Genomic DNA, 18,821 nt, shown 5'->3' on the forward strand with positions numbered 1-18,821 from the left:
TAGAACCCCCGAGGGGCCGGCTCTCGCGAAAGGAGAGCCGGCCCTGTCTGCCAGCGGTTACTTGACCTCGACGAAGGAGAGGTCCAGCTCACGCTTCGGGGTCAGCCGCACGTTGGTGAGACGCTCCGACCAGCAGGCGATGGACGGGGTGTTCCACAACGGGATGACCGGCATGTCCTCGGCGATCATCTCCTCGGCCTCGTGGTAGAGCTTGTAGGCCTCGTCCTCGGTCTCCGCCTGGTCCGCGGCGGCCAGCTTCGCGTCGACCTCGGGGTTGGAGTAGCCGTTGTCGTTCGAGGAGCCGCCGGTGCGGTACAGCGGGTTCAGGAAGTTCTCGATCAGCGGGTAGTCGGCGAGCCAGCCGGAGCGGTAGAGCGTGTCCAGCTCCCGCGCCTCGATCGCCTGCCGCGCCTGGCTGAACTGCTGCACCGGCTCGAAGAGGCACTCGACGTCGAGCGCCTCGGAGATCGAGCCACACACGGCCTCGATCCACTCCTTGTGGCCACCGTCGGCGTTGCTGGTGATCTCGATGGGGCCGGACCAACCCGACTTGGCGAACAACTTCTTCGCTTCCTCGGGGTTGTACTCGCAGTACTCGCCACAGGCGCCTGGCTCGAAGCCCGGCACGAGGTCCATGCCGTAGCCGGTGAGCGGCTGGCGGTTGCCCTCGTAGATCGTCTTCGTGATCTTCTCGCGGTCGATAGCCATCGAGACCGCGTGCCGGAAGTCGACGTTGCCGTACTTGGTGTGGTAGATCGGGAACGCGATCCCCTGGATCGCCATCACCGGGTAGGCCTTGGCACGGCCGGGCAGGTCGTCCTGCCACACGTTGCCGGCGATGGCCTGCGGCGGCGCGGTGTCGAGGAAGTCGAGCTGGTTGCCCTTGATGTCGGCGTAGGCGGCGTCGGAGTCGGTGAAGACGAACTTCACCTTCTTGATCTTCGGCTTGTCGTCGCCCTGGTAGTCGTCGAACCGCTCGATCTTCAGTTCCTGGTCAGGCACCCGCGAGACGTACTTGAACGAGCCGTTGCCGACCGGGTTCGCCTTCCACGCCTCGGCGTCGGCGAAGAACGAGTCGGGCATCGGCATGTAGGCCGCGTAGCCGGTCTTCACCTTGAAGATCGCGTGCGGCGCCGTGAACTTGATCTTGAACTGGTAGTCGTCGACCTTGGTCAGGCCGGACATCTCGGTGGCCGCGGGCGTCGCGGGCTGCTCCGGGCCGTCCGGGCCGTCCGGGTCCGGCGTGTTGACCTGGTCGAAACCCTCGATCTGCGCGAAGAAGCTCGCGTGCTGCTGCGCGTTGGGGCTGTAGGCCGTGTAGTTCCAGGCCTTGATGTAGTTGTCGGCCTTGACCTCGGTGCCGTCGTGGAACTTCCAGCCCTTCTTCAGCTTCACCGTGTACTCGTCCGGCGCGCTCAACTCGAAGGACTCGGCGTGGGCGAGGCCCGGCTCACCCGAGACCGGGTCGTACTCCATCAAGCCGGTGAACAACGCGTCGACGATCTTGCCGCCGCCGGTCTCCGCCGTGTCACCCGGCACGAGCGGGCGAGCCGGCTCCGTGCCGAACACGTTGATCTCGACCGACTCGTTCTTCGCCGGATCACCGCCGCCGCTCTGCTCCTCGCCGCCACCCCCCTCGTCACCGCTGCTGCAGCTAGAGATGGCGAGTGCGACCGCGAGCGGAATCACTCCGGCCGTCACCCAGCGCGGTTTACGCATCAGGTACTCCTCCCAGTCTGACACCCTCGGCGCTCCGCCGTCCGCGTCCTGATCCCCAAGCACGCCCGTGCTCTTCGGAATGGGGGGACGCTAACGGGCTTAACCACACCCGCCCAGGCGCACAGGCGTCACAAAGGAATCACAATCTTGGGCGAACAGGCCAAACCGGGCCCCGTTGCACCGCAAGGACTAATCGCGGGAGGAGTACGGGTTAGCGCAAGGAAAGCGCGATCCCATCGAGGATGTCGTGCTCGGAGACCAGCAGCTCGCCGATTCCCGCTGTCTGCCAGAGCTTTTCCGACAGAACCTCGGTGATCAGCGCACCGCCGGCGATGACGTCCACCCGGCCGGGATGAATCGTCGGGTTCGCGGCCCGCTCCTCCTTACTGGCAGCCAGAAGCCGCTGGGCCGTTCGGGTGATCTCGGCACGCGAAAGGCGGGACAGGTGCGTGCGTTCGGAGTCATACGCCGGAAGTTCTTGTGCCACAGCGGAGATCGTGGTGATGGTCCCCGCGACCCCGACCCAGGTGCGGGCGTCCGCGACCGGCACGGCGTCGAACGCCGGCTGGAGCGTCTCGGCGGCGAACGCGTGTGCCTGCGCGATCTCCTCGGCGGTCGGCGGATCGCTGGGCAGGCAACGCTCGGTGATCCGCACACAGCCGATGTCGACCGACAGCGCACCGGTCACCTCGGCCCGCTTGCCGTCCCACGTCCCGACCACCAGCTCGGTCGACCCACCGCCGATGTCCGAGACGACGAACGGGCCGTCCTCCGGTTCGAGGTCCCCGACCGCGCCGGTGAAGGACAGGCGGGCCTCCTCGTCCCCGGAGATCACCTCGGCCTCCACTCCGAGAAGCTCGCGGGTCATGGAGAAGAACTCGTCCCGGTTGGTGGCGTCGCGCGTGGCGGAGGTGGCGACCATGCGCACCCGCTCCGCCCCCTTGCGGCGGCAGATCATCGTGTAGTCGGCGAGCGCGTCCCTGGTGCGCTTGAGCGCCGCGACGGACAGCCGCTTCGTCGCGTCGACCCCTTCGCCGAGCCGGACGATCCGCATCTCGCGGTGCACGTCCCGCAGGCTCGCCGTGCCGTCCTCACGTTCGGTGAGGTCCGCGACCAGCAGACGGATGGAGTTGGTACCGCAGTCGATCGCCGCAACGCGTGCCATGCCGTCAGCGTAGGCGAACGCCATGGCGACTTCCCGCCAGCACCTCGGCTCCGCCTCGGTGAGTCTGGTTGTCATGGATCTCAACCTGAAGGGCAAGACCGCCCTGGTCACGGGCGGTACCAAGGGCATTGGCCTTGCCATCGCACAAACGCTTGCGGCAGAAGGTGTCTCGGTCGTCGCCGGCGCGCGGTCGGCCGTCGACATCGACGGGGTCACCGTGGTCGAGGCGGACCTGGCGACGCCGACCGGCCCGGAGTCACTGGTCGCCGCGGCCGTCGACGTGCTGGGCGGTATCGACGTGCTGGTCAACAACGTGGGCGCGAGCGAGCCGGCGGCCGGGGTGCTGGCGTTCACCGACGAGGTGTGGCAGCGGATCTTCGAGGTGACGTTCTTCTCGACGGTCCGCACCGTCCGGGCGGCGGTCCCGCACATGCCAGAGGGCGGCTCGATCGTGAACGTCGGCTCGCTGAACGCACGGAAGCCGGCCGGCATGATCGCTCCGTACAGTGCGGCCAAGGCGGCACTGACGAACTTCGGCACGGCGCTGGCTGAGGAGCTCGCGCCGGCGATCCGGGTGAACACGGTGTCCCCTGGCCCGGTGCGCACCCCGATGTGGACGGCGGAGGACGGCTTCGCGCGGCTGTTCGCCGAGCAGCTGTCCACCACCGTCGAGGACGTGATGGACCGCGCCATCCCGGAGATGATGTCGATCCCCGCGGGCCGGGTCGGCGAGCCGGCCGAGGTGGCCGACCTGGTGGCCTTCCTCGCCTCGGACCGCGCCGCCTACATCACGGGCGCGGACCACATCATCGACGGCGGCATGCACAAGACGGCCTGACACGACTGATCGGGCGGCCCTGTTCTGGACCGCCCGATCGGTCAGGCTTCGTGCGCGACGATCAGGAGCAGGTCGGGCTCGTCGTCGTGGGTGGTGTCGTCGTGGACGACGTCGGCTCCGACGGCGGAGTCTCGCTCGAGGTGGTCGGCGTCGGCTCCGTGGTGGTCGGGCTGGTGGTGGTCGGGATCGGCGGGATGCACGGTGTCGAGGTCGGCCCCGGTTGGTTTGTCAGGGTCGGCGAGATCGACGTGGGTGGCGTCGTCGTGGACGACGTCGGGCCGCCGTCCGGCGACGTGCCGGGCGGCGCTGGTGGCGGCGGCTGCTGTGGGTTCTGCGGGTTCTGCGGCACGACGGGCGGCGGTGGGTTGTTGCCGACCGACGGCGGGCCGAGCGCGTCGAAGTCGTCCTCCGACGGCACGAAGTCGTCCTCGAGCGGGGTGACGCCGTCCGCGTACGCGTCCGCCCACAGGAGGACCGTCGCCACGTAGCTGTCCGAGTGGTTGTAGCGGAACACCGCGGCCGCGCGGTCCTGCGGGTTCGACATGTCGAGACCGCCGGAGCACAGGTACTTGCCGGCCGCCACGGTCGCGTCGAACACGTTGTGGGGACTCATCTCGCCGTCGCCGTTGCCGTCGGCCTTGTAGGCCGACCACGTCGACGGGATGAACTGCATGGCGCCGACCGCGCGGTCCCAGCGGTTGTCGCCGTCGTACCGGCCACCGTCCGAGTCGCGGATGGCCGCGAAGCCACCGCCGTTGAGCACCGGCCCGAGGATCTGCGGCACCGTGTCGCCGTTCTCGTTGACCTTGCCACCACGCGCGTGGTTGGACTCGATGCGGCCGATGCTCGCGAGCAGCGACCAGTCCAGGTTGCAGTTGGGCTGCGTCGTCGCCAGCGTGTCCGCCGCCGACTGGTACGCGTCGTACATCGACGCGGGGATGCCCAGTTGATCGTCGGTCGGCCCGTCGCCGCCCAGTTTCAGCAGGTCGTCCGGATCATCGGCGTTGTCGAGCAGGTAGTCGCCGATCTTGTCGTCTTCGTTCATCCGACCAGAGGCACCGACCTTGCTCGGGTCGGTCATGCCCTTCAGCCCGCCGCCGACGCCACCCGCGACCTGGGTGGAACTGGCCGCAAGACTGATCGGCTCTCCCGCGACCGCCGCCGCTACCAGCAACACCGTGCTGGTTGCCGCCGCGAGCTTCCGGCGTCGCCGCCGTAGCCGCCGCTCGGCTGATCTTCCGTTCGCCGCACTCACCAGTCCTGACCCCTTCCGGACAGGTCGCCGTCCGTTCCGCCCTGTGTGCCGATAGCCACCGTCTCACGAACCACTATCACAAGAAAGGGGTCAACCGACCGTCAAGTCGTGACCGTTCGTATGACAGACAGGGATATACCCGACGCAGGTGGACCTTTGGGGGGACAAGGCCTTTCGTGCGGGAAACTTGCCGTTTACCAGTTAGCGGGAGCAGTCGCCGGTGGGCCAATCGGCCCTGAGCAGCTCGACCGCCTCGTCCCCGAACGGGTTCACGCCCGGGCCGACGGCCAGCGCGTGGGCCACGTGGACGTGCAGGCACTTCACGCGGCCAGGCATGCCACCCGCGCTCACGTCGGTGCCGAGCGGCTCGATCGCGTCCCGCTCCGCGAGATAGGACCGGTGCGCGGCAAGGTAGACGGCCGCCAGCTCCTCGTCGTCCGCGAGCCGCTCGGTCATCTCCTTCATCAACCCGCTCGCCTCGAGCCGGCTCGTGAGCGAGGTCAGCCGAGGACAGGTGAGGTAGTACAGCGTGGGGAACGGGGTGCCGTCGTCCAGCCGCGGCGACGTCTGGATCACGGCTGGATGCCCGCTCGGGCAGCGGTACGCGACCGCTCGGATGGCCCTCGGCGGCCGACCCAGCTGGTCGGCGACCGCGGCCCGGTCCGCTTCAGTGACCGTCACTTGTCCGACACCGCGTTCCACAGCAGCTGGTACCACGACTCGTCCTTCACCTTGCCCTGTGCGGGCTCCGCGTCCGTGTCGCCGCCCGTGTCACCCGGCAGCTCCACCATGTACGGGGTCTCCCCCGGCATCACGTACCGCAACCGGCGCCTGGCCTCCGCCTCGACCTGCGCCGGGTCGTCCAGCTGTGCCTTGCGCTCCTCGAGCGCCTCGACCTGAGCACGCAGCTCGGCCTGCCGCTGTTCCTCCAGCGCCACGTCGTCCCGCTGCCCGAGATAGGTCCGCAGCGGCACCGCGACCGACAGCGCGAGCGCGCACACCACGATCGCGAACACCGCCGCCCGCCGGGTGGTCGACAACCCGAAGGCGGCGGCCGCGCGGACCGTCCTGCCGCGTGCCGAGCGGCCCGGGAACACCGGGCGGGCGGGCCGTCCGTCCCGGGGCCGGCGCACGCTCTGCGGTCGCCGGCCACCGGTGGTGCGCCGCCGTTCTGGCTCCCGTAATGGCTCGCGGTCGGCCATGGGCTAGCTCTCCGGGTTGAACCTGGGGAACGCGAGGTCGCCGGCGTACCGCGCGGCGTCGCCGAGGATCTCCTCGATGCGCAGCAGCTGGTTGTACTTGGCGGTCCGCTCGCCGCGGGCCGGGGCACCCGACTTGATCTGCCCGACGCCGGTGGCGACGGCCAGGTCGGCGATCGTGGTGTCCTCGGTCTCGCCGGAACGGTGGCTCATCATGCTGCGGTAGCCGTACGAGGTGGCGAGGTTGACCGCGTCGAGGGTCTCGGACAGCGTGCCGATCTGGTTGACCTTGACCAGCAGCGCGTTGGCCGCCCGGCGGGCGATGCCCTCCTCGAGCCGCTCCGGGTTGGTGACGAACAGGTCGTCGCCGACGATCTGCACGCGCTCGCCGATCTCGTCGGTGAGCCGCACCCAGCCGTCCCAGTCGTCCTCGGACAGCGGGTCCTCGATCGACACCATCGGGTAGGAGTCGAGCAGCTCCGTGTAGTACGCGGTCATCTGCTCCGCGCTGCGCTTGGTGCCCTCGAACACGTACGTGCCGTCGGAGAAGAACTCGGTGGCCGCCACGTCCAGCGCCAGCGCGATGTCCCGGCCGACCGTGTAGCCGGCCTTCTCGATGGCGGTGACGATCAGGTCGAGCGCGTCGCGGTTGCTGGGCAGGTTCGGCGCGAAGCCGCCCTCGTCACCGAGGCCGGTCGAGAGCTTGCGGCTCTTCAGCACCGACTTGAGCGAGTGGTAGACCTCGGCGCCCCAGCGCAGCGCCTCGCGGAAGGACTCGGCGCCGATCGGCGCGATCATGAACTCCTGGATGTCCACGTCCGAGTCGGCGTGGGCGCCGCCGTTGAGGATGTTCAGCATCGGCACGGGCAGCACGTGCGCGTTCGGGCCACCGATGTACCGGAACAGCTCCAGCCCGCTGGACTCCGCGGCCGCCTTCGCGACGGCGAGTGAGACACCCAGGATGGCGTTCGCGCCGAGCCGCGACTTGTCCGTCGTGCCGTCCAGGTCGACGAGCTTCTGGTCGACGATCCGCTGGTCGACCGCGTCGACGCCGTTCAGCTCCGGCCCGATCTCGTCGAGCACCGCTGAGACGGCCTTCTCGACGCCCTTGCCCGAGTAGCGCTTGGCATCCCCGTCCCGCAGCTCGACGGCCTCGTGCTCGCCCGTGGAGGCACCGGAGGGCACCGCCGCGCGAGCCAGCGTGCCGTCGTCGAGTGCAACCTCCACCTCGACGGTGGGGTTACCGCGCGAGTCCAAGATCTCACGCGCACCAACCTGCTCGATTACCGCCACGTGCTGCTCCTCAACCGGTTCAGGGATGACTCGCCAACGAGCGTACATAGCCCCCGGAGGCCCTCGTCGGAGGCTCGCTACGAACGCACTCTCACCCTCGTGGATCTTCTGGAACACCCGTCGTCCCGGTAGCGTTGACGACACCATGACCGGAGACGCCCAGGACACTTTCGAGGCGTTCCGCCGCGCCGAGTCGCTGGTGGCACAACGCCGGCCCCTGGACGCCCTGGCTGAGCTGGCCCCGGTCCTCGACGCGGAGCCGGACAAGTCGTCGGTACACCTGCTCGCCGGTCGCGCGTACCTCATCTCGGCCCAGCTCAGGCGGGCCGAGATGGCTTTTCGGCGGGTGATCGAGCTCGACCCGACCGACCACTACGCGCTGTTCGCGCTCGGCAAGACCCTGCAGCGGATGAGCCGCCTCACCGAGGCGCAGACACAGCTGCGGCTGGCGGTCGCCATGCACCCGGACCCGGCCTACCAGGAGGCACTGGGCGAGGTCAGCGCACGCCTCTCGGTGGAACGCGACCGCTAGAGCTTCGCCGCTGCCTTCGCGTAGGCGTCGGCGCCGCTGAAGACGTTCCGGCCGTAGGCGACCGAGCGGTTGTATGCCAGCACGGCCTTCCACCAACCCTCTGCACTCGCCAGGTCGCCACCCCGGGCACACAGGTACGCGGCGGCGCTCAGGGCGGCGTCGTCCATGTTCTGCGGGTCGGGCGGGGCGCCGTCGCCGTTGGCCCGGACACCCCAGCGGGCCCAGGTGGCCGGCAGGAACTGCATGGCGCCGACGGCCCGGTCCCATTGGGGATCGCCGTCGAGGCGCCCGCCCTCGGTGTCGGGCACGGCCCGCACGCCGGGGGAACCGTCCAGGGGCACGCCGATGATCGGCGGGGTCAGCACGCCGTCCGCGCCGATGCTGGTGCCGTTGTAGCGACCGTGGTGCGACTCGACCCGGCCCACCCCGGCGAGCGTCGCCCAGGTGATCCCGCAGCTGGGGTCGGTCTGCCTGGTCGCGATCTCCGCGTTGGCGTAGGCCACCAGGCTCCGCGCCGGCACCTGCGTCTTCTCCGCGAGGCGCTCTGCCCACGCCGTCACGCTGTCGGCCCCGGACTCGATCGCGTGGGCGGTCGGCACGGCGGCGCCGGGTGCCACGTCCAGGTGCGGCACCTCGAACCTCGCCACCGGATCCGGCTGGTTCGTCCCGACCACCACGACCACCACTCCGGCGACGAGAGCGGCCACGAACACGATCACTCCGCCCAGCCTGCGGCGGCGTGGCGGTTCGGGCCTGGGTCTCGCGACGGGGAGGGACACGTCCTCCAGGCTACGTACGGCGCGGGGGTGGCGAGGCTCACGCGCGCCGAAAACGTCCGCTATCCGGCGGATCATCCCGTTCTGACCTGGACAAACGTATGAATCCGGGCATCTTGCAACGCGTTTTGGTCACGGCGGTTTTGTGCGACTGGACATCTGAGGCTAGGCATACCTATGTTCCGGAAGGTTAGGCAAACCAAATCGGGGAGGAAGTGTGCTGTTCAGCAGTGCGCTGATCGGGCTGCGCGAGGGGCTCGAGGCCGCTCTGGTCGTCAGCATCCTCATCGCCTTCCTGGTCAAGTCGGACCAGCGCTCGGCGCTCAAGTGGGTGTGGGCCGGCGTGGGCATCGCGCTGCTCGTCTGCGTCCTCATCGGCACGGTCGTCGCGTACACGATCGGTGAGCTGCCGTTCGAGCAGCAGGAGATCGTGGGCGGCTCACTGTCGATCATGGCCGTCGGCTTCGTCACGTGGATGATCTTCTGGATGCGCTCGACGGCACGCACGATCGCGGCCGAGCTGCGGGGCAAGCTGTCCGACGCGCTGGCGATCGGTCCGGTGGCGGTCGCGGTCATGGCGTGCCTCGCGGTCGGCCGCGAGGGCCTGGAGACGATGGCGTTCTTCTACGCCAACGTCCGCACCGCGGAGGCGGGCACGCACCAACCGCTGATCGGCTTCATCATCGGCATCGCCGTCGCCGTGGTGCTCGGCTGGCTGATCTACCGCGGCGCCATCCGGTTCGACCTCGGAAAGTTCTTCACGTACACGGGTGTGCTGCTGGTGTTCGTGGCGGCCGGCATCCTCGGCTACGGCCTGCACGACCTGCAGGAGGCGCGTGTCCTGCCGGGCCTGTCCACGCTCGCGTTCGACCTGTCCGGCCCGATGCCGGAGGACTCCTGGTACGGCGCGCTGCTCAAGGGCCTCCTCAACTACTCCGCCCAGACCACGGTCCTCCAGGCCGTCGTGTGGGTCCTCTACGTCACGGTCGTGCTGACCATCTTCGTGTGGCCGCGCAAGCAGACCCCCGCGGCCGCCACCCCCACCCCAGTTGCCGCCAAGGAGCAGTCGTGAGTTCGATCCCCGCCCGTGCGAGCGTCGTCGGTGCCGTCCTGGTGCTTGCCGCCTGTGGCACCCAGACCCCGTCCGAGGAGTCCGGCGGCGCGATCGCCGTGTCGGCGAACGACAGCGCCTGCGAGGTGGCGAAAAACTCGGCCGCGGCGGGCACGATCACGTTCGAGGTGACGAACAAGGGCAGCCGGGTCACCGAGTTCTACCTGTACGCCGAGGGCGACCGGATCATGGGCGAGGTCGAGAACATCACGCCCGGCCTGACGCGGCGGCTGATCGTCGAGGTGTCCGAGGGTGGGAAGTACGAGACCGCGTGCAAGCCGGGCATGCAGGGCAAGGGCATCCGAGGCGACTTCACGGTGACCGGCGACGCGCAGAAGGCCGTGGACACCGACGAGAAGCTGGCCGAGGCGACGCAGAGCTACCAGCGGTACGTGAACTCGCAGTCGGTCGCGCTGGTGGACAAGACGAAGGAGTTCGTCGAGGCGGTCAAGGCCGGCAAGGTCGACGAGGCGAAGGCCCTGTTCCCCGTCGCCCGCATCTACTGGGAGCGCATCGAGCCCGTCGCGGAGAGCTTCGGCGACATCGACCCGAAGATCGACGGCCGCGAGGACGTGATCGAGGAAGGGATGGAGTTCACCGGCTACCACCGGCTGGAGAAGGACCTGTGGGTGTCGGGCCTGCAGCCGGACTCGAACGCGATCGCCGACCAGCTGATGTCGGACATCGAGGACCTGGCCGGCCGCGCCAAGACGGTCGAGCTGACCCCGCTGCAGCTGGCGAACGGCGCCAAGGAACTGCTGGACGAGGTGGCCACCGGCAAGATCACCGGCGAGGAGGACCGCTACTCGCACACGGACCTGTGGGACTTCCGCTCCAACGTCGACGGCTCGCAGGCGGCGGTCAACGCGCTGCGCCCGGTGATCGAGGAGCGGGACGCGGAGCTGCTGACCACCCTGGACAAGCAGTTCGCCGCGGTCGACGCCGTGCTGGAGAAGCACCGCGTTGGTGACGGATTCAAGCTGTACACGGAGCTGACCGAGGCCGACATCAAGGAGATGGCCGAAGCGGTGGACGCTCTCGGCGAGCCGGTCAGCCAGGTAGCCGAGGTGGTGGCGAAGTGACACTTTCCCGACGCAGGCTCCTTGGCGCGGTCGGCGCCGGCGCGGCGGTGGCCGGTGTTGGTGCGGCCGCGGGTGTGCTGGCGACCGAGGCACTGTCCGACGACGCCCCGGTGACGCCGACGTCGGGTGCGGCGGGGGCTGTGCCGTTCCACGGCCGCCACCAGGCCGGGATCATCACGCCCGCGCAGGACCGCATGCACTTCGTTGCACTGGACGTCCGCACGTCGGACCGCGCCGAACTGGTCCAGCTGCTGAAGGACTGGACCGTGGCGGCGGAACGCATGACGAAGGGCCTTGAGGCGAAGCCGGACGGTGCCGTGGGTGGCGTGCCGGAGGCGGCGCCGGCCGACACCGGCGAGGCGCTGGACCTCCCCGCGTCGGCCCTCACCCTGACCATTGGTTTCGGCAAGTCCCTGTTCGACACCCGCTTCGGTCTGGCGGACAAGCTGCCTGCCGCGCTGGAGCAGCTGCCCGCGTTCCCGGGAGACGACCTGGACCCGGCCCGCTCCGACGGCGACATCTGCCTGCAGGCCTGCGCGAACGACCCCCAGGTGGCGGTGCACGCGATCCGCAACCTGGTGCGAATCGGCTTCGGCAAGGTGGCCGTCCGCTGGTCACAGCTCGGCTTCGGCCGCACGTCGTCCACGTCGAAGGCACAGGTGACCCCGCGCAACCTGTTCGGCTTCAAGGACGGGACGAGAAACGTGAAGGCCGAGGACGAGGCCGCCCTGAACGAACACGTGTGGGTGTCGAAGTCCGACGGGCCGGACTGGCTGGTGGACGGCAGCTACCTGGTGGCCCGCCGCATCCGCATGCACATCGAGATCTGGGACCGAACCCCGCTGCTGGAGCAGGAAGCGATCGTCGGCCGCACCAAGGGGACGGGCGCCCCACTCGGCCAGGTGGCGGAGTTCGACAAGCCGGACCTCCACGTGCGCGGCGAGGGCGGTATCCCCGTGATCGGGGAGATCGCCCACATCCGCCTGGCCTCACCGGAGTCCCTTGGCGGCGCGAGGATCCTGCGGCGGGGCTACAACTTCATCGACGGCTCGGACGGCCTTGGGCATCTGGACGCGGGCTTGTTCTTCATCTGCTTCAACAAGGACTCCCGCAAGCAGTTCGTCCCGATGCAACAGGCGTTGTCGGCGAAGGACGACATGATGGAGTACCTGGAACACACGGGTTCTGGACTGTTCGCGGTCCCCCCGGGTGTGTCGAAGGGCGGCTACTGGGGCGAGACACTCTTCGCCTGACTCTTCACGCGGCCGGCTTGCGGGCGGCCACGGCGTAGAGCAGCGGAATCCGCGGCATCGAGTCGGGCAACCGGAACCACCCGTCGTCCCCCCGAACCATCCCGGACCACCGAGGCCAGGGAAGAGCTGGCGACTCCCGAAGGACGTCGATGCCCAGCCCTGCTCCGACGAGCGCGGTGACGACCTCCCCGACCTCGTGCTTCCACTCGTAGGAGACCCGCGCGTCGGCGAGGGGCGGCCCGTCGGTGTAGGTGTAGGTGGAATCCCGCTCCTCGGCTCCCCGACCGCCGAGATAGTCGTTACGCAGCAACAGTTCCTCACTGCCATCCTTGGGCGGCACGACACCGAGCGAGTAGAGCAGGGGGTGAAACTCGATCAGGTAAAGGAATCCGCCGGGTCGCAGCAACCGAGCGACGACATCGGCCCAGGCCGGGAGGTCGGGTAGATAGCACACAGCGCCTTTTCCCGTGTAGATCCGGTCGAAGGTCCGCCCGTCGAGTGCCTCGACCGCGTCGTAGACGTTGGCCTGCACGTATTCGATATCCACCCCGAACCGGGTGGCCACGGAACGGGCCTGGGTAACGGACTCCCCCGAGATGTCCACGCCGACCACCCGTGCCCCACGTCGAGCGAGCGCGATGGTCTCCACCCCGAGATGACACTGGAGATGCAGGAGATCGACATCCCGCAACTCCCCCAGATCAGGCCATTCGTAGTCGGCGAACCACGTGTCGGGATCCCGCGAACCGTCAACGCCGTAGAACGAGCTGGCGAGGTGAACCGGCGTCCGATGGTCCCAGTTGGCCTGGTTTGCCAGCATCATCCGCTCGACTTCAGGCTCGAATCCGCGCACGGTCCCATAAAGCCACAAAACGCCGCACCCGTCCACCGACGTCTGTCGGGTAAGGAAAAGAACACCCGAAGGTGCCTCGTCAAGGCCGCTCGCGTAACACGTCGCGCAGCAGCGCGACGGCCGGCGGAATCTCCGGATCGCTGATGTTGCCGTACCCGAGGACGAGCGCACGTTCCGCCGAGGGCGTCGCGCGGTAGTCGTCCAGGTCCGCCAACCGAAGTCCGGCGACGGCCGCGGTCCGCACCGCCCCGCGTGTGTCGGTGCCGTCGGGTAGGTGGAGCAGGATGTGCAGCCCGGCGGCGGTCCCGGCGACCCGGCCCTCCGGCACCTCCGCACCGAGAGTTCGGACCAGCAGATCCCGGCGTGCCCGGAACCGTCGCCGCGCCGCGCGCAGGTGCGCGTCGTACCAACCGCGGTCGATGAAGGTGGCGAGCGCGAGTTGGTCCAGCACGGGCGGCGCGGCGGCGACGGGGTTCGCTGCTCGAAGCGCCTGCGTCAGCCCGGCCGGCGCGACCAGCCAACCGAGGCCGAGTGCCGGTGACAGCGTTTTGCTGACGGTGCCGAGGAGGAAGACCCGGTTCGGCGCCATGCCCTGCACGACGGCGACCGGGTGGTGGTCGTAGCGGAACTCGGCGTCGTAGTCGTCCTCGATGACGAAGCCGTCCACCTTCCGGGCCCAGCGAACCAGACGTGCCCGGCGTTCCGGGGACAACACCGTGCCCGTCGGGAACTGGTGTGCGGCACCGACAAGGACCGCCCGGGCCGGCGTGCGCGCGAGATCGTCGACACGAAGTCCGTCCTGGTCCACGGGAACCGGGTGCACACGCAGGCCGGTGCTCGCCGCGGCGTCCCACAGCCGTGCCCACCTCGGGTCCTCGACGGCCAGGTCGGTGATCCCGTCCGCATGCAGTGCTCGGCAGGTACGCACCAGCCCGTCGGTGACACCCGCGCTCACGAACACGGCCTGCGGATCCGCGCCACGCGAGCGCCGCAGGTACTGCGCGACGGTGGTGCGCAGCACCGGGTGCCCGGCAGGGTCAGGCAGGCCGAGGTCGTAGTGCACGGCCGAGCCGATGACGGCCCGAACCGCGTCCGCCCAGCGGCGGCGCGGAAACGCCCGCAGATCAGGCAAACCGGGTGCGAGGTCGTACCGGATCGGTTGCGGTACAAGGGCGCTCCGCACACGCGGCGGTGCCGGCGCGGTGTCCGGGGACCACGAGACACGGGTGGCGGAACCCACCCGCGCGGAGAGGTAGCCCTCGGCGATGAGCTGTCCGTACGCCTCCGTGACGACCCAACGGGAGCAGCCCAGTTCCTCGGCGAGTGCTCGGCTCGGTGGCACGGCCGCGCCTTCCGCCAGCCGACCGTCCCGAATCGCGGCACGCAACGCCCGAGCCAGGCGATCGTGCCGGCGTCCGCGCTCCGCGGAGCCGACGTCCAGCAGCGTCGCCCACGCCGAATTGGTATGGGAAACTGCCACAGGATTGGAGCGTAGTGCCGATCCGAATCCGCCTACCGTGGCAGACATGATTGAGAACCTGGCACTGGGCGCCATGCTGTTCGGCACGGTCACGGAGGAGCGCCGGTCGTTCGAGCTCCTGGACCGTTTCGTGGACGCCGGCGGCGTCTGGATCGACACCGCCAACTGCTACGCGTTCTGGGAGGACCCGACCGGCTTCGGCGGGAAGAGCGAAGCGTTGCTCGGCCGCTGGCTGGCGCGCCGCCCCGGCGTCCGCGACCGCGTCAGGATCAGCACCAAGGTGGGCTGCGAGCCGACGGTTGCCGGCCAGTTCCCGGAGTCGGCCGAAGGCCTCTCGGCCGCGGTCATCAAGAGCGGGATCGAGGGCAGCCTCACCCGGCTCGGCACGGACCACGTCGAGCTGTACTGGGCGCACAAGCCCGATCCCGTCACGCCGCTGGACGAGACCGTCGCCGCCTTCGACGAGCTCGTGTCCGCGGGCACGGTCGGTCGCCTTGGCTGCTCCAACTACCCCACCTGGCAGGTCGAGCGGGCACGTCAGCTCGCCAAGGCAGGCGGCGGCGTCGGCTTCACCGCGGTGCAGCAGCACCACACCTACCTGCAACCACGCCCCGCGACCCAACCCACGGTGGTGCACCGCTTCGGCGCGGTCACCGACGAAGTGCTCCACTACCTGGAGCACCACCCCGACATGGCGCTGTGGGCGTACACACCGTTGCTGAGCGGCCGCTACACCCGCGCGGACAAGCCGCTGCCGGCGGAGTACGACCACTCCGGCACGACCCACCGCCTCGCGGTGCTCGACGAGGTCGCCGCCGAGACCGGCACGAACCGCAACCGAGTGGTGCTGGCATGGCTGACCGGTGGCAACCCGGCCGTCACCCCGATCGTCGGCGTCAGCACGGTCGAGCAGCTGGACGAAGCGATCGCCGGCGTGTCGCTGGAACTGACCGCCGAACAACGCGAACGCCTGGCCTCCGCGACGTGACCTGCCCCGATGGACGCAGCCGCCTCGCTTGAACGGGTGCGAGTGCGAGGTCTTGTCCTGATCAGTTCATCGTCGCCTCGCCGGCGCAGGCGACGAATGCTCGCACCAGGTCGGCTTTGTTGTTCTCCAGCCAGATCGGGGCCCATTGCACCGGCGGGGCGTCCGAAATCGGGATGTAGGTGATGTCGGGTCGCGGGTAGAAGCGCGCCGCGTGCTCACCGACCGGGAACACGCCTTTCCCGCGGCGACCAGGGCCAGGATTTCGGGGAAGGTGTCCGCCCCCAGGCCGTGCCGCACCGGGCGGCCGCTGGGCGTCGTCTGCGGGACGCGGTACAGCCTGGTCTCCTCCGGAAAGGTGTCGGGCATCTGGACGACCGGGTGGTCGGCCAGCACTTCGCTGGTCACTTCGGTGCACTTGGCCAGTCGGTCGCCGGAGGGAACGGCGAGGAGTTGCGGTCGGAAAGCAACACCGGCCCCACCTCGACTCCCCGTACGGGCAACGCGGTGATCAAAACGTCCACCGCGCGACTGGCCAGGCGTTGCCGCGCGTCATGCACCTGAGCTTCGTGGATGTGCACTTCACAGTCGGGGTACCGGTTGCTGAACAGCGCCACCGCCTTGATCAGGAGTTGGCCGGCGGCTGCGCCGAGGAACGCGGCCCGCAGAGTGCCGCCGACCCCTCGCGCGGCCTCCTTGGCGCACCGCACCGCCGCCTCAACGCCCTCGATGTGCGGCTTGACGTCGTCGACGAGCCTCCCGCCGATCTCGGTGAGAGCGACGACCCGACTGGTACGGGTGAAGAGGGCCGCCCCGATCTGTCTTTCCAAGCGTTTCAGTATCCGGCTGACCTGACCGGTGGACAGCCGCAACCGTTCCGCCGTGCGGCCGAAGTGCAGCTCCTCGGCGAGCGTGAGCAACACCTCGATCTCGACACGTTCCAGCACATGACCCCCATCGTTGCGTCCGGCGCAACGATCGTACCCGGATGCGTCCTTGATCCAGTTGCCATGCTGACCGACAGTTGAACCATGAACAGTGTTGGTGATCGGTTGGCGGTCATCGAGGTGTGCACCCGGATGGGTTGGCATGCCGACCAGCGTGAGTGGGCCGAGTTGCGGGGCGTCTTCGCCGACCAGGTGGCGTTGGACTACACGAGCCTGAACGGTGGTGAACCGGCCACGGTGACACCCGATCAGATCGCGGACGCGTGGTCGACGGTCCTGGGTGGTTTCGACGCGACCCAACACCTCATCACGAACCACCTGGTAACCGTGACCGGTGACACGGCGGTGTGCACGGCGTCGTTCCAGGCAACGCACCGGCTGGCCAACCCGTTCGGAAGTCCGTTGTGGACACTCGGTGGCACGTACCGGTTCGACCTGGTCCGCAACGGTGGGTCCTGGCGGATCGCCGGAGTGGTGATGACGACGACGTGGGCCGATGGCAACAAGGACCTGACGGCGTTGGCCGCCGAGGCACGACGTTAGGAGTCCGGATGTTTCTCGTCACGGGCGCAACCGGCAACGTTGGTGCCGAGGTGGTTCGCGCCCTCGTCGGGTCGGGCGTGCCGGTGCGGGCGGTGACTCGCGACCCGGCCAAGGTCGCGCCACTGTCCGGAGTGGAGTACGTCGCCGGAGACCTGAGTCGGCCGGAGTCCCTCGAACCCGCGCTTGACGGGGCACGCGGGCTGTTCCTGCTTCCCGGGTACGCGGGAATGCCGGCGCTGTTGGACAGCGCACGCCGGGCGGGTGTCCAGCGGGTGGTGCTGCTGTCGGGTAGTTCGGCGGGCAGCGGTGACCTGAGCAACGCCATCACCCGCTACATGGCCGAATCCGAGCGGGCGGTGCGTGCGTCGAGTCTGCTGTGGACGGTGCTGAGGCCCAGTGGGTTCATGTCCAACACGTTCCAGTGGGTCGGCCAGATCAAGGCCGGCGACGTGGTGACCGTCCCGTTCGCGAATGTCCCCATCGCCAACGTCGACCCGCACGACATCGGCGCGGTCGCCGCCCGGGCGCTGGTGACCGACGGGCACGACGGCCGGATCTACCAGTTGACCGGGCCGCGGGCGCTGCTGCCCGCCGACCGGCTACGGGTCCTCGGCGCCGTGCTTGGCCGGGACCTGGAACTGCGGGCGCAACCCGACGACGAGGCCCGCGCGGAGATGCTCAAGACCACTCCCGTGGAGTACGTCGACGCGTTCTTCAGCTTCTACGTCAAGGGTTCGCTCGACGATTCGGTGGTCACGTCCACGGTCGCGGACGTGACCGGGGTGCCGCCCCGCACGTTCGAGCAGTGGGCGGTCGCGCACGCGGACTCGTTCCGATGACCCTGCGCCGGACCGCCCATCACCAACGCCGACCTCACGTACACAACTAGTTGCAAGGAAGCATGTGAAAGTCACCTTCGCCAGCCACGGCAACACCCTCACCGGCAACCTGTTCCTGCCCGACGGCGACACCCCGGCGCCCGGCATCGTGGTCGCCGGCACCTGGACCAGCGTCAAGGAACTCATGGCCGACCGCTACGCCGAACGTCTCGCCGAACGCGGTTACGCGGCCCTGTCGTTCGACTTCACCGGCTACGGCGAATCCGGCGGTGAGCCCCGCGACGTCGAATCACCCGAACAGAAGGTCCGCGACATCCACAACGCGGTCACCTTCCTCGCCGACCACCCCGCCGTCGACGCCGACCGCCTGGGTGTTCTGGGCGTCTGTGCCGCCGCGATGTACATGAGTGCCAACGCCGTCGACGACCCGCGCATCGGCTCGCTCGCCCTGGTGGCGCCCTGGATACACGACGCGGCGGTCTGCCGTGAGGTGTACGGCGGCGAGGAGGGGGTTGCCGCCAAGCTCGACGAAGCCGCCCGAGCCCGCGCCCGCTACGAGGCGACCGGAGAGGTCGACTACGTGCCCGTGGTCAGCGGCACCCATCCACGCGCCGCGATGCCGTACGACATCGACTTCTACCTCAACCCCCAGCGCGGCGGCATCCCGGAATGGCCGAACCGCTTCGCCGTCATGGCCTGGACCGACTGGCTCACCTACGACGCCATCGCCCTGGCACCCAAAATCGATCGACCGGTGCTGCTCGTGCACAGCGAAGACGCGGCGATCCCGCACGCCGCTCGCCTCTTCCACGACGAGCTCTCCGGCCCGGCGCAGTTCATCTGGACCCCGGGCACCCAGTTCGACTTCTACGACCAGGAACCCAATGTCACCATCGCCACCGATGCCGCGGCCGCGCACTTCGCCGCCACGCTCTGAAGCCCGACGTCCAC

The 18,821-nt window shown here is 69.1% G+C and carries 20 protein-coding genes; 9 read left to right on the forward strand and 11 right to left on the reverse strand.

The genetic code is table 11. The annotated features are described in order from the left end of the window. Positions 1 to 57: 57 nt before the first annotated feature. Positions 58 to 1,719, reverse strand: a complete 1,662-nt coding sequence (locus VF106_RS04215) for a peptide ABC transporter substrate-binding protein (RefSeq protein ID WP_330838204.1) — start codon at positions 1,717 to 1,719, stop codon at positions 58 to 60. 211 nt (positions 1,720 to 1,930) lie between these two features. Next, positions 1,931 to 2,884, reverse strand: a complete 954-nt coding sequence (locus VF106_RS04220; protein ID WP_330838246.1) for a Ppx/GppA phosphatase family protein — start codon at positions 2,882 to 2,884, stop codon at positions 1,931 to 1,933. Positions 2,885 to 2,957: 73 nt separating this feature from the next. Between VF106_RS04220 and VF106_RS04225 the strand changes: the two genes are divergently transcribed. Beyond that, positions 2,958 to 3,722, forward strand: coding sequence for an oxidoreductase (locus VF106_RS04225; RefSeq protein ID WP_330838205.1), 765 nt, complete (start codon positions 2,958 to 2,960; stop codon positions 3,720 to 3,722). Positions 3,723 to 3,783: 61 nt separating this feature from the next. Here the strand turns inward: VF106_RS04225 and VF106_RS04230 are convergent, their stop codons facing one another. From VF106_RS04230 to eno, 4 genes are all read right to left on the reverse strand, one after another. After that, positions 3,784 to 4,977, reverse strand: coding sequence for a lytic transglycosylase domain-containing protein (locus tag VF106_RS04230; protein ID WP_330838206.1), 1,194 nt, complete (start codon positions 4,975 to 4,977; stop codon positions 3,784 to 3,786). Between the two features lie 201 nt (positions 4,978 to 5,178). Then, positions 5,179 to 5,658 (reverse strand): DUF501 domain-containing protein, encoded by a 480-nt coding sequence (locus VF106_RS04235; RefSeq protein WP_330838207.1) that lies wholly within the window; start codon positions 5,656 to 5,658, stop codon positions 5,179 to 5,181. Next, positions 5,655 to 6,179: an FtsB family cell division protein gene (locus VF106_RS04240; RefSeq protein WP_330838208.1), complete on the reverse strand. Its 525-nt coding sequence runs from the start codon at positions 6,177 to 6,179 to the stop codon at positions 5,655 to 5,657. The genes VF106_RS04235 and VF106_RS04240 overlap by 4 nt, the downstream gene beginning before the upstream one ends. Positions 6,180 to 6,182: 3 nt before the next feature. Continuing rightward, positions 6,183 to 7,469, reverse strand: a complete 1,287-nt coding sequence (eno, locus tag VF106_RS04245) for a phosphopyruvate hydratase (protein WP_330838209.1) — start codon at positions 7,467 to 7,469, stop codon at positions 6,183 to 6,185. A 145-nt stretch (positions 7,470 to 7,614) separates the two neighbouring features. On the opposite strand from eno, the gene VF106_RS04250 reads away from it, so the two are divergent. After that, positions 7,615 to 8,001, forward strand: coding sequence for a tetratricopeptide repeat protein (locus tag VF106_RS04250; RefSeq protein WP_330838210.1), 387 nt, complete (start codon positions 7,615 to 7,617; stop codon positions 7,999 to 8,001). Here the strand turns inward: VF106_RS04250 and VF106_RS04255 are convergent. Further along, positions 7,998 to 8,780 (reverse strand): lytic transglycosylase domain-containing protein, encoded by a 783-nt coding sequence (locus VF106_RS04255; RefSeq protein WP_330838211.1) that lies wholly within the window; start codon positions 8,778 to 8,780, stop codon positions 7,998 to 8,000. The two genes, VF106_RS04250 and VF106_RS04255, sit on opposite strands and share 4 nt — an antisense overlap. Positions 8,781 to 8,994: 214 nt before the next feature. On the opposite strand from VF106_RS04255, the gene efeU reads away from it, so the two are divergent. From efeU to efeB, 3 genes are read left to right on the forward strand one after another with little or no spacing between them, the layout of a single operon-like run. Continuing rightward, positions 8,995 to 9,849 (forward strand): iron uptake transporter permease EfeU, encoded by an 855-nt coding sequence (gene efeU / locus VF106_RS04260; RefSeq protein ID WP_330838212.1) that lies wholly within the window; start codon positions 8,995 to 8,997, stop codon positions 9,847 to 9,849. Further along, on the forward strand, positions 9,846 to 10,970 hold the full coding sequence (gene efeO / locus VF106_RS04265; protein ID WP_330838213.1) for an iron uptake system protein EfeO: 1,125 nt from the start codon (positions 9,846 to 9,848) through the stop codon (positions 10,968 to 10,970). Before efeU ends, efeO begins: the two co-directional genes overlap by 4 nt. Next, the gene (gene efeB / locus VF106_RS04270) at positions 10,967 to 12,223 is read left to right on the forward strand and encodes an iron uptake transporter deferrochelatase/peroxidase subunit (protein WP_330838214.1); all 1,257 of its coding nucleotides are present in this window, start codon (positions 10,967 to 10,969) and stop codon (positions 12,221 to 12,223) included. Before efeO ends, efeB begins: the two co-directional genes overlap by 4 nt. A gap of 4 nt (positions 12,224 to 12,227) precedes the next feature. Here the strand turns inward: efeB and VF106_RS04275 are convergent, their stop codons facing one another. Then, positions 12,228 to 13,046, reverse strand: a complete 819-nt coding sequence (locus VF106_RS04275; RefSeq protein WP_330838215.1) for a class I SAM-dependent methyltransferase — start codon at positions 13,044 to 13,046, stop codon at positions 12,228 to 12,230. 109 nt (positions 13,047 to 13,155) lie between these two features. Continuing rightward, a complete protein-coding gene (gene pdxR / locus VF106_RS04280; RefSeq protein WP_330838216.1) occupies positions 13,156 to 14,556 on the reverse strand; it encodes a MocR-like pyridoxine biosynthesis transcription factor PdxR in 1,401 nt (466 codons plus the stop codon). Positions 14,557 to 14,602: 46 nt separating this feature from the next. On the opposite strand from pdxR, the gene VF106_RS04285 reads away from it, so the two are divergent. Next, on the forward strand, positions 14,603 to 15,544 hold the full coding sequence (locus tag VF106_RS04285) for an aldo/keto reductase (protein WP_330838217.1): 942 nt from the start codon (positions 14,603 to 14,605) through the stop codon (positions 15,542 to 15,544). 61 nt (positions 15,545 to 15,605) lie between these two features. Here the strand turns inward: VF106_RS04285 and VF106_RS04290 are convergent, their stop codons facing one another. Both VF106_RS04290 and VF106_RS04295 read right to left on the reverse strand, forming a co-directional pair. Further along, positions 15,606 to 15,776, reverse strand: coding sequence for a type 2 periplasmic-binding domain-containing protein (locus tag VF106_RS04290; protein ID WP_330838218.1), 171 nt, complete (start codon positions 15,774 to 15,776; stop codon positions 15,606 to 15,608). A gap of 169 nt (positions 15,777 to 15,945) precedes the next feature. Then, the gene (locus tag VF106_RS04295) at positions 15,946 to 16,488 is read right to left on the reverse strand and encodes a LysR family transcriptional regulator (protein WP_330838219.1); all 543 of its coding nucleotides are present in this window, start codon (positions 16,486 to 16,488) and stop codon (positions 15,946 to 15,948) included. Between the two features lie 84 nt (positions 16,489 to 16,572). Here VF106_RS04295 and VF106_RS04300 point away from each other — a divergent pair, with 84 nt between their 5' ends. The 3 genes from VF106_RS04300 to VF106_RS04310 all read left to right on the forward strand — a co-directional run bounded on the left by VF106_RS04300 (position 16,573) and on the right by VF106_RS04310 (position 18,807). After that, positions 16,573 to 17,031 (forward strand): nuclear transport factor 2 family protein, encoded by a 459-nt coding sequence (locus VF106_RS04300; protein WP_330838220.1) that lies wholly within the window; start codon positions 16,573 to 16,575, stop codon positions 17,029 to 17,031. 8 nt (positions 17,032 to 17,039) lie between these two features. Beyond that, on the forward strand, positions 17,040 to 17,870 hold the full coding sequence (locus VF106_RS04305) for an NAD(P)H-binding protein (RefSeq protein WP_330838221.1): 831 nt from the start codon (positions 17,040 to 17,042) through the stop codon (positions 17,868 to 17,870). Positions 17,871 to 17,934: 64 nt separating this feature from the next. Then, entirely contained in the window at positions 17,935 to 18,807 is an 873-nt protein-coding gene (locus VF106_RS04310; RefSeq protein ID WP_330838222.1) for an alpha/beta hydrolase, read from the forward strand. Positions 18,808 to 18,821: the final 14 nt, after the last annotated feature.

The sequence above is a fragment of the Actinophytocola sp. genome, from assembly GCF_036378875.1.
GTDB lineage: Bacteria > Actinomycetota > Actinomycetes > Mycobacteriales > Pseudonocardiaceae > Actinophytocola.

Coding starts and splice junctions, on each gene's coding strand:
- VF106_RS04225 (WP_330838205.1), top strand. CDS start 2,958: ATGGATCTCAACCTGAAGGGCAAGACCGCCCTGGTCACGGGCGGTACC.
- VF106_RS04220 (WP_330838246.1), bottom strand. CDS start 2,884: ATGGCACGCGTTGCGGCGATCGACTGCGGTACCAACTCCATCCGTCTG.
- VF106_RS04285 (WP_330838217.1), top strand. CDS start 14,603: ATGATTGAGAACCTGGCACTGGGCGCCATGCTGTTCGGCACGGTCACG.
- VF106_RS04240 (WP_330838208.1), bottom strand. CDS start 6,179: ATGGCCGACCGCGAGCCATTACGGGAGCCAGAACGGCGGCGCACCACC.
- VF106_RS04215 (WP_330838204.1), bottom strand. CDS start 1,719: ATGCGTAAACCGCGCTGGGTGACGGCCGGAGTGATTCCGCTCGCGGTC.
- VF106_RS04275 (WP_330838215.1), bottom strand. CDS start 13,046: ATGATGCTGGCAAACCAGGCCAACTGGGACCATCGGACGCCGGTTCAC.
- VF106_RS04300 (WP_330838220.1), top strand. CDS start 16,573: ATGAACAGTGTTGGTGATCGGTTGGCGGTCATCGAGGTGTGCACCCGG.
- VF106_RS04250 (WP_330838210.1), top strand. CDS start 7,615: ATGACCGGAGACGCCCAGGACACTTTCGAGGCGTTCCGCCGCGCCGAG.
- VF106_RS04305 (WP_330838221.1), top strand. CDS start 17,040: ATGTTTCTCGTCACGGGCGCAACCGGCAACGTTGGTGCCGAGGTGGTT.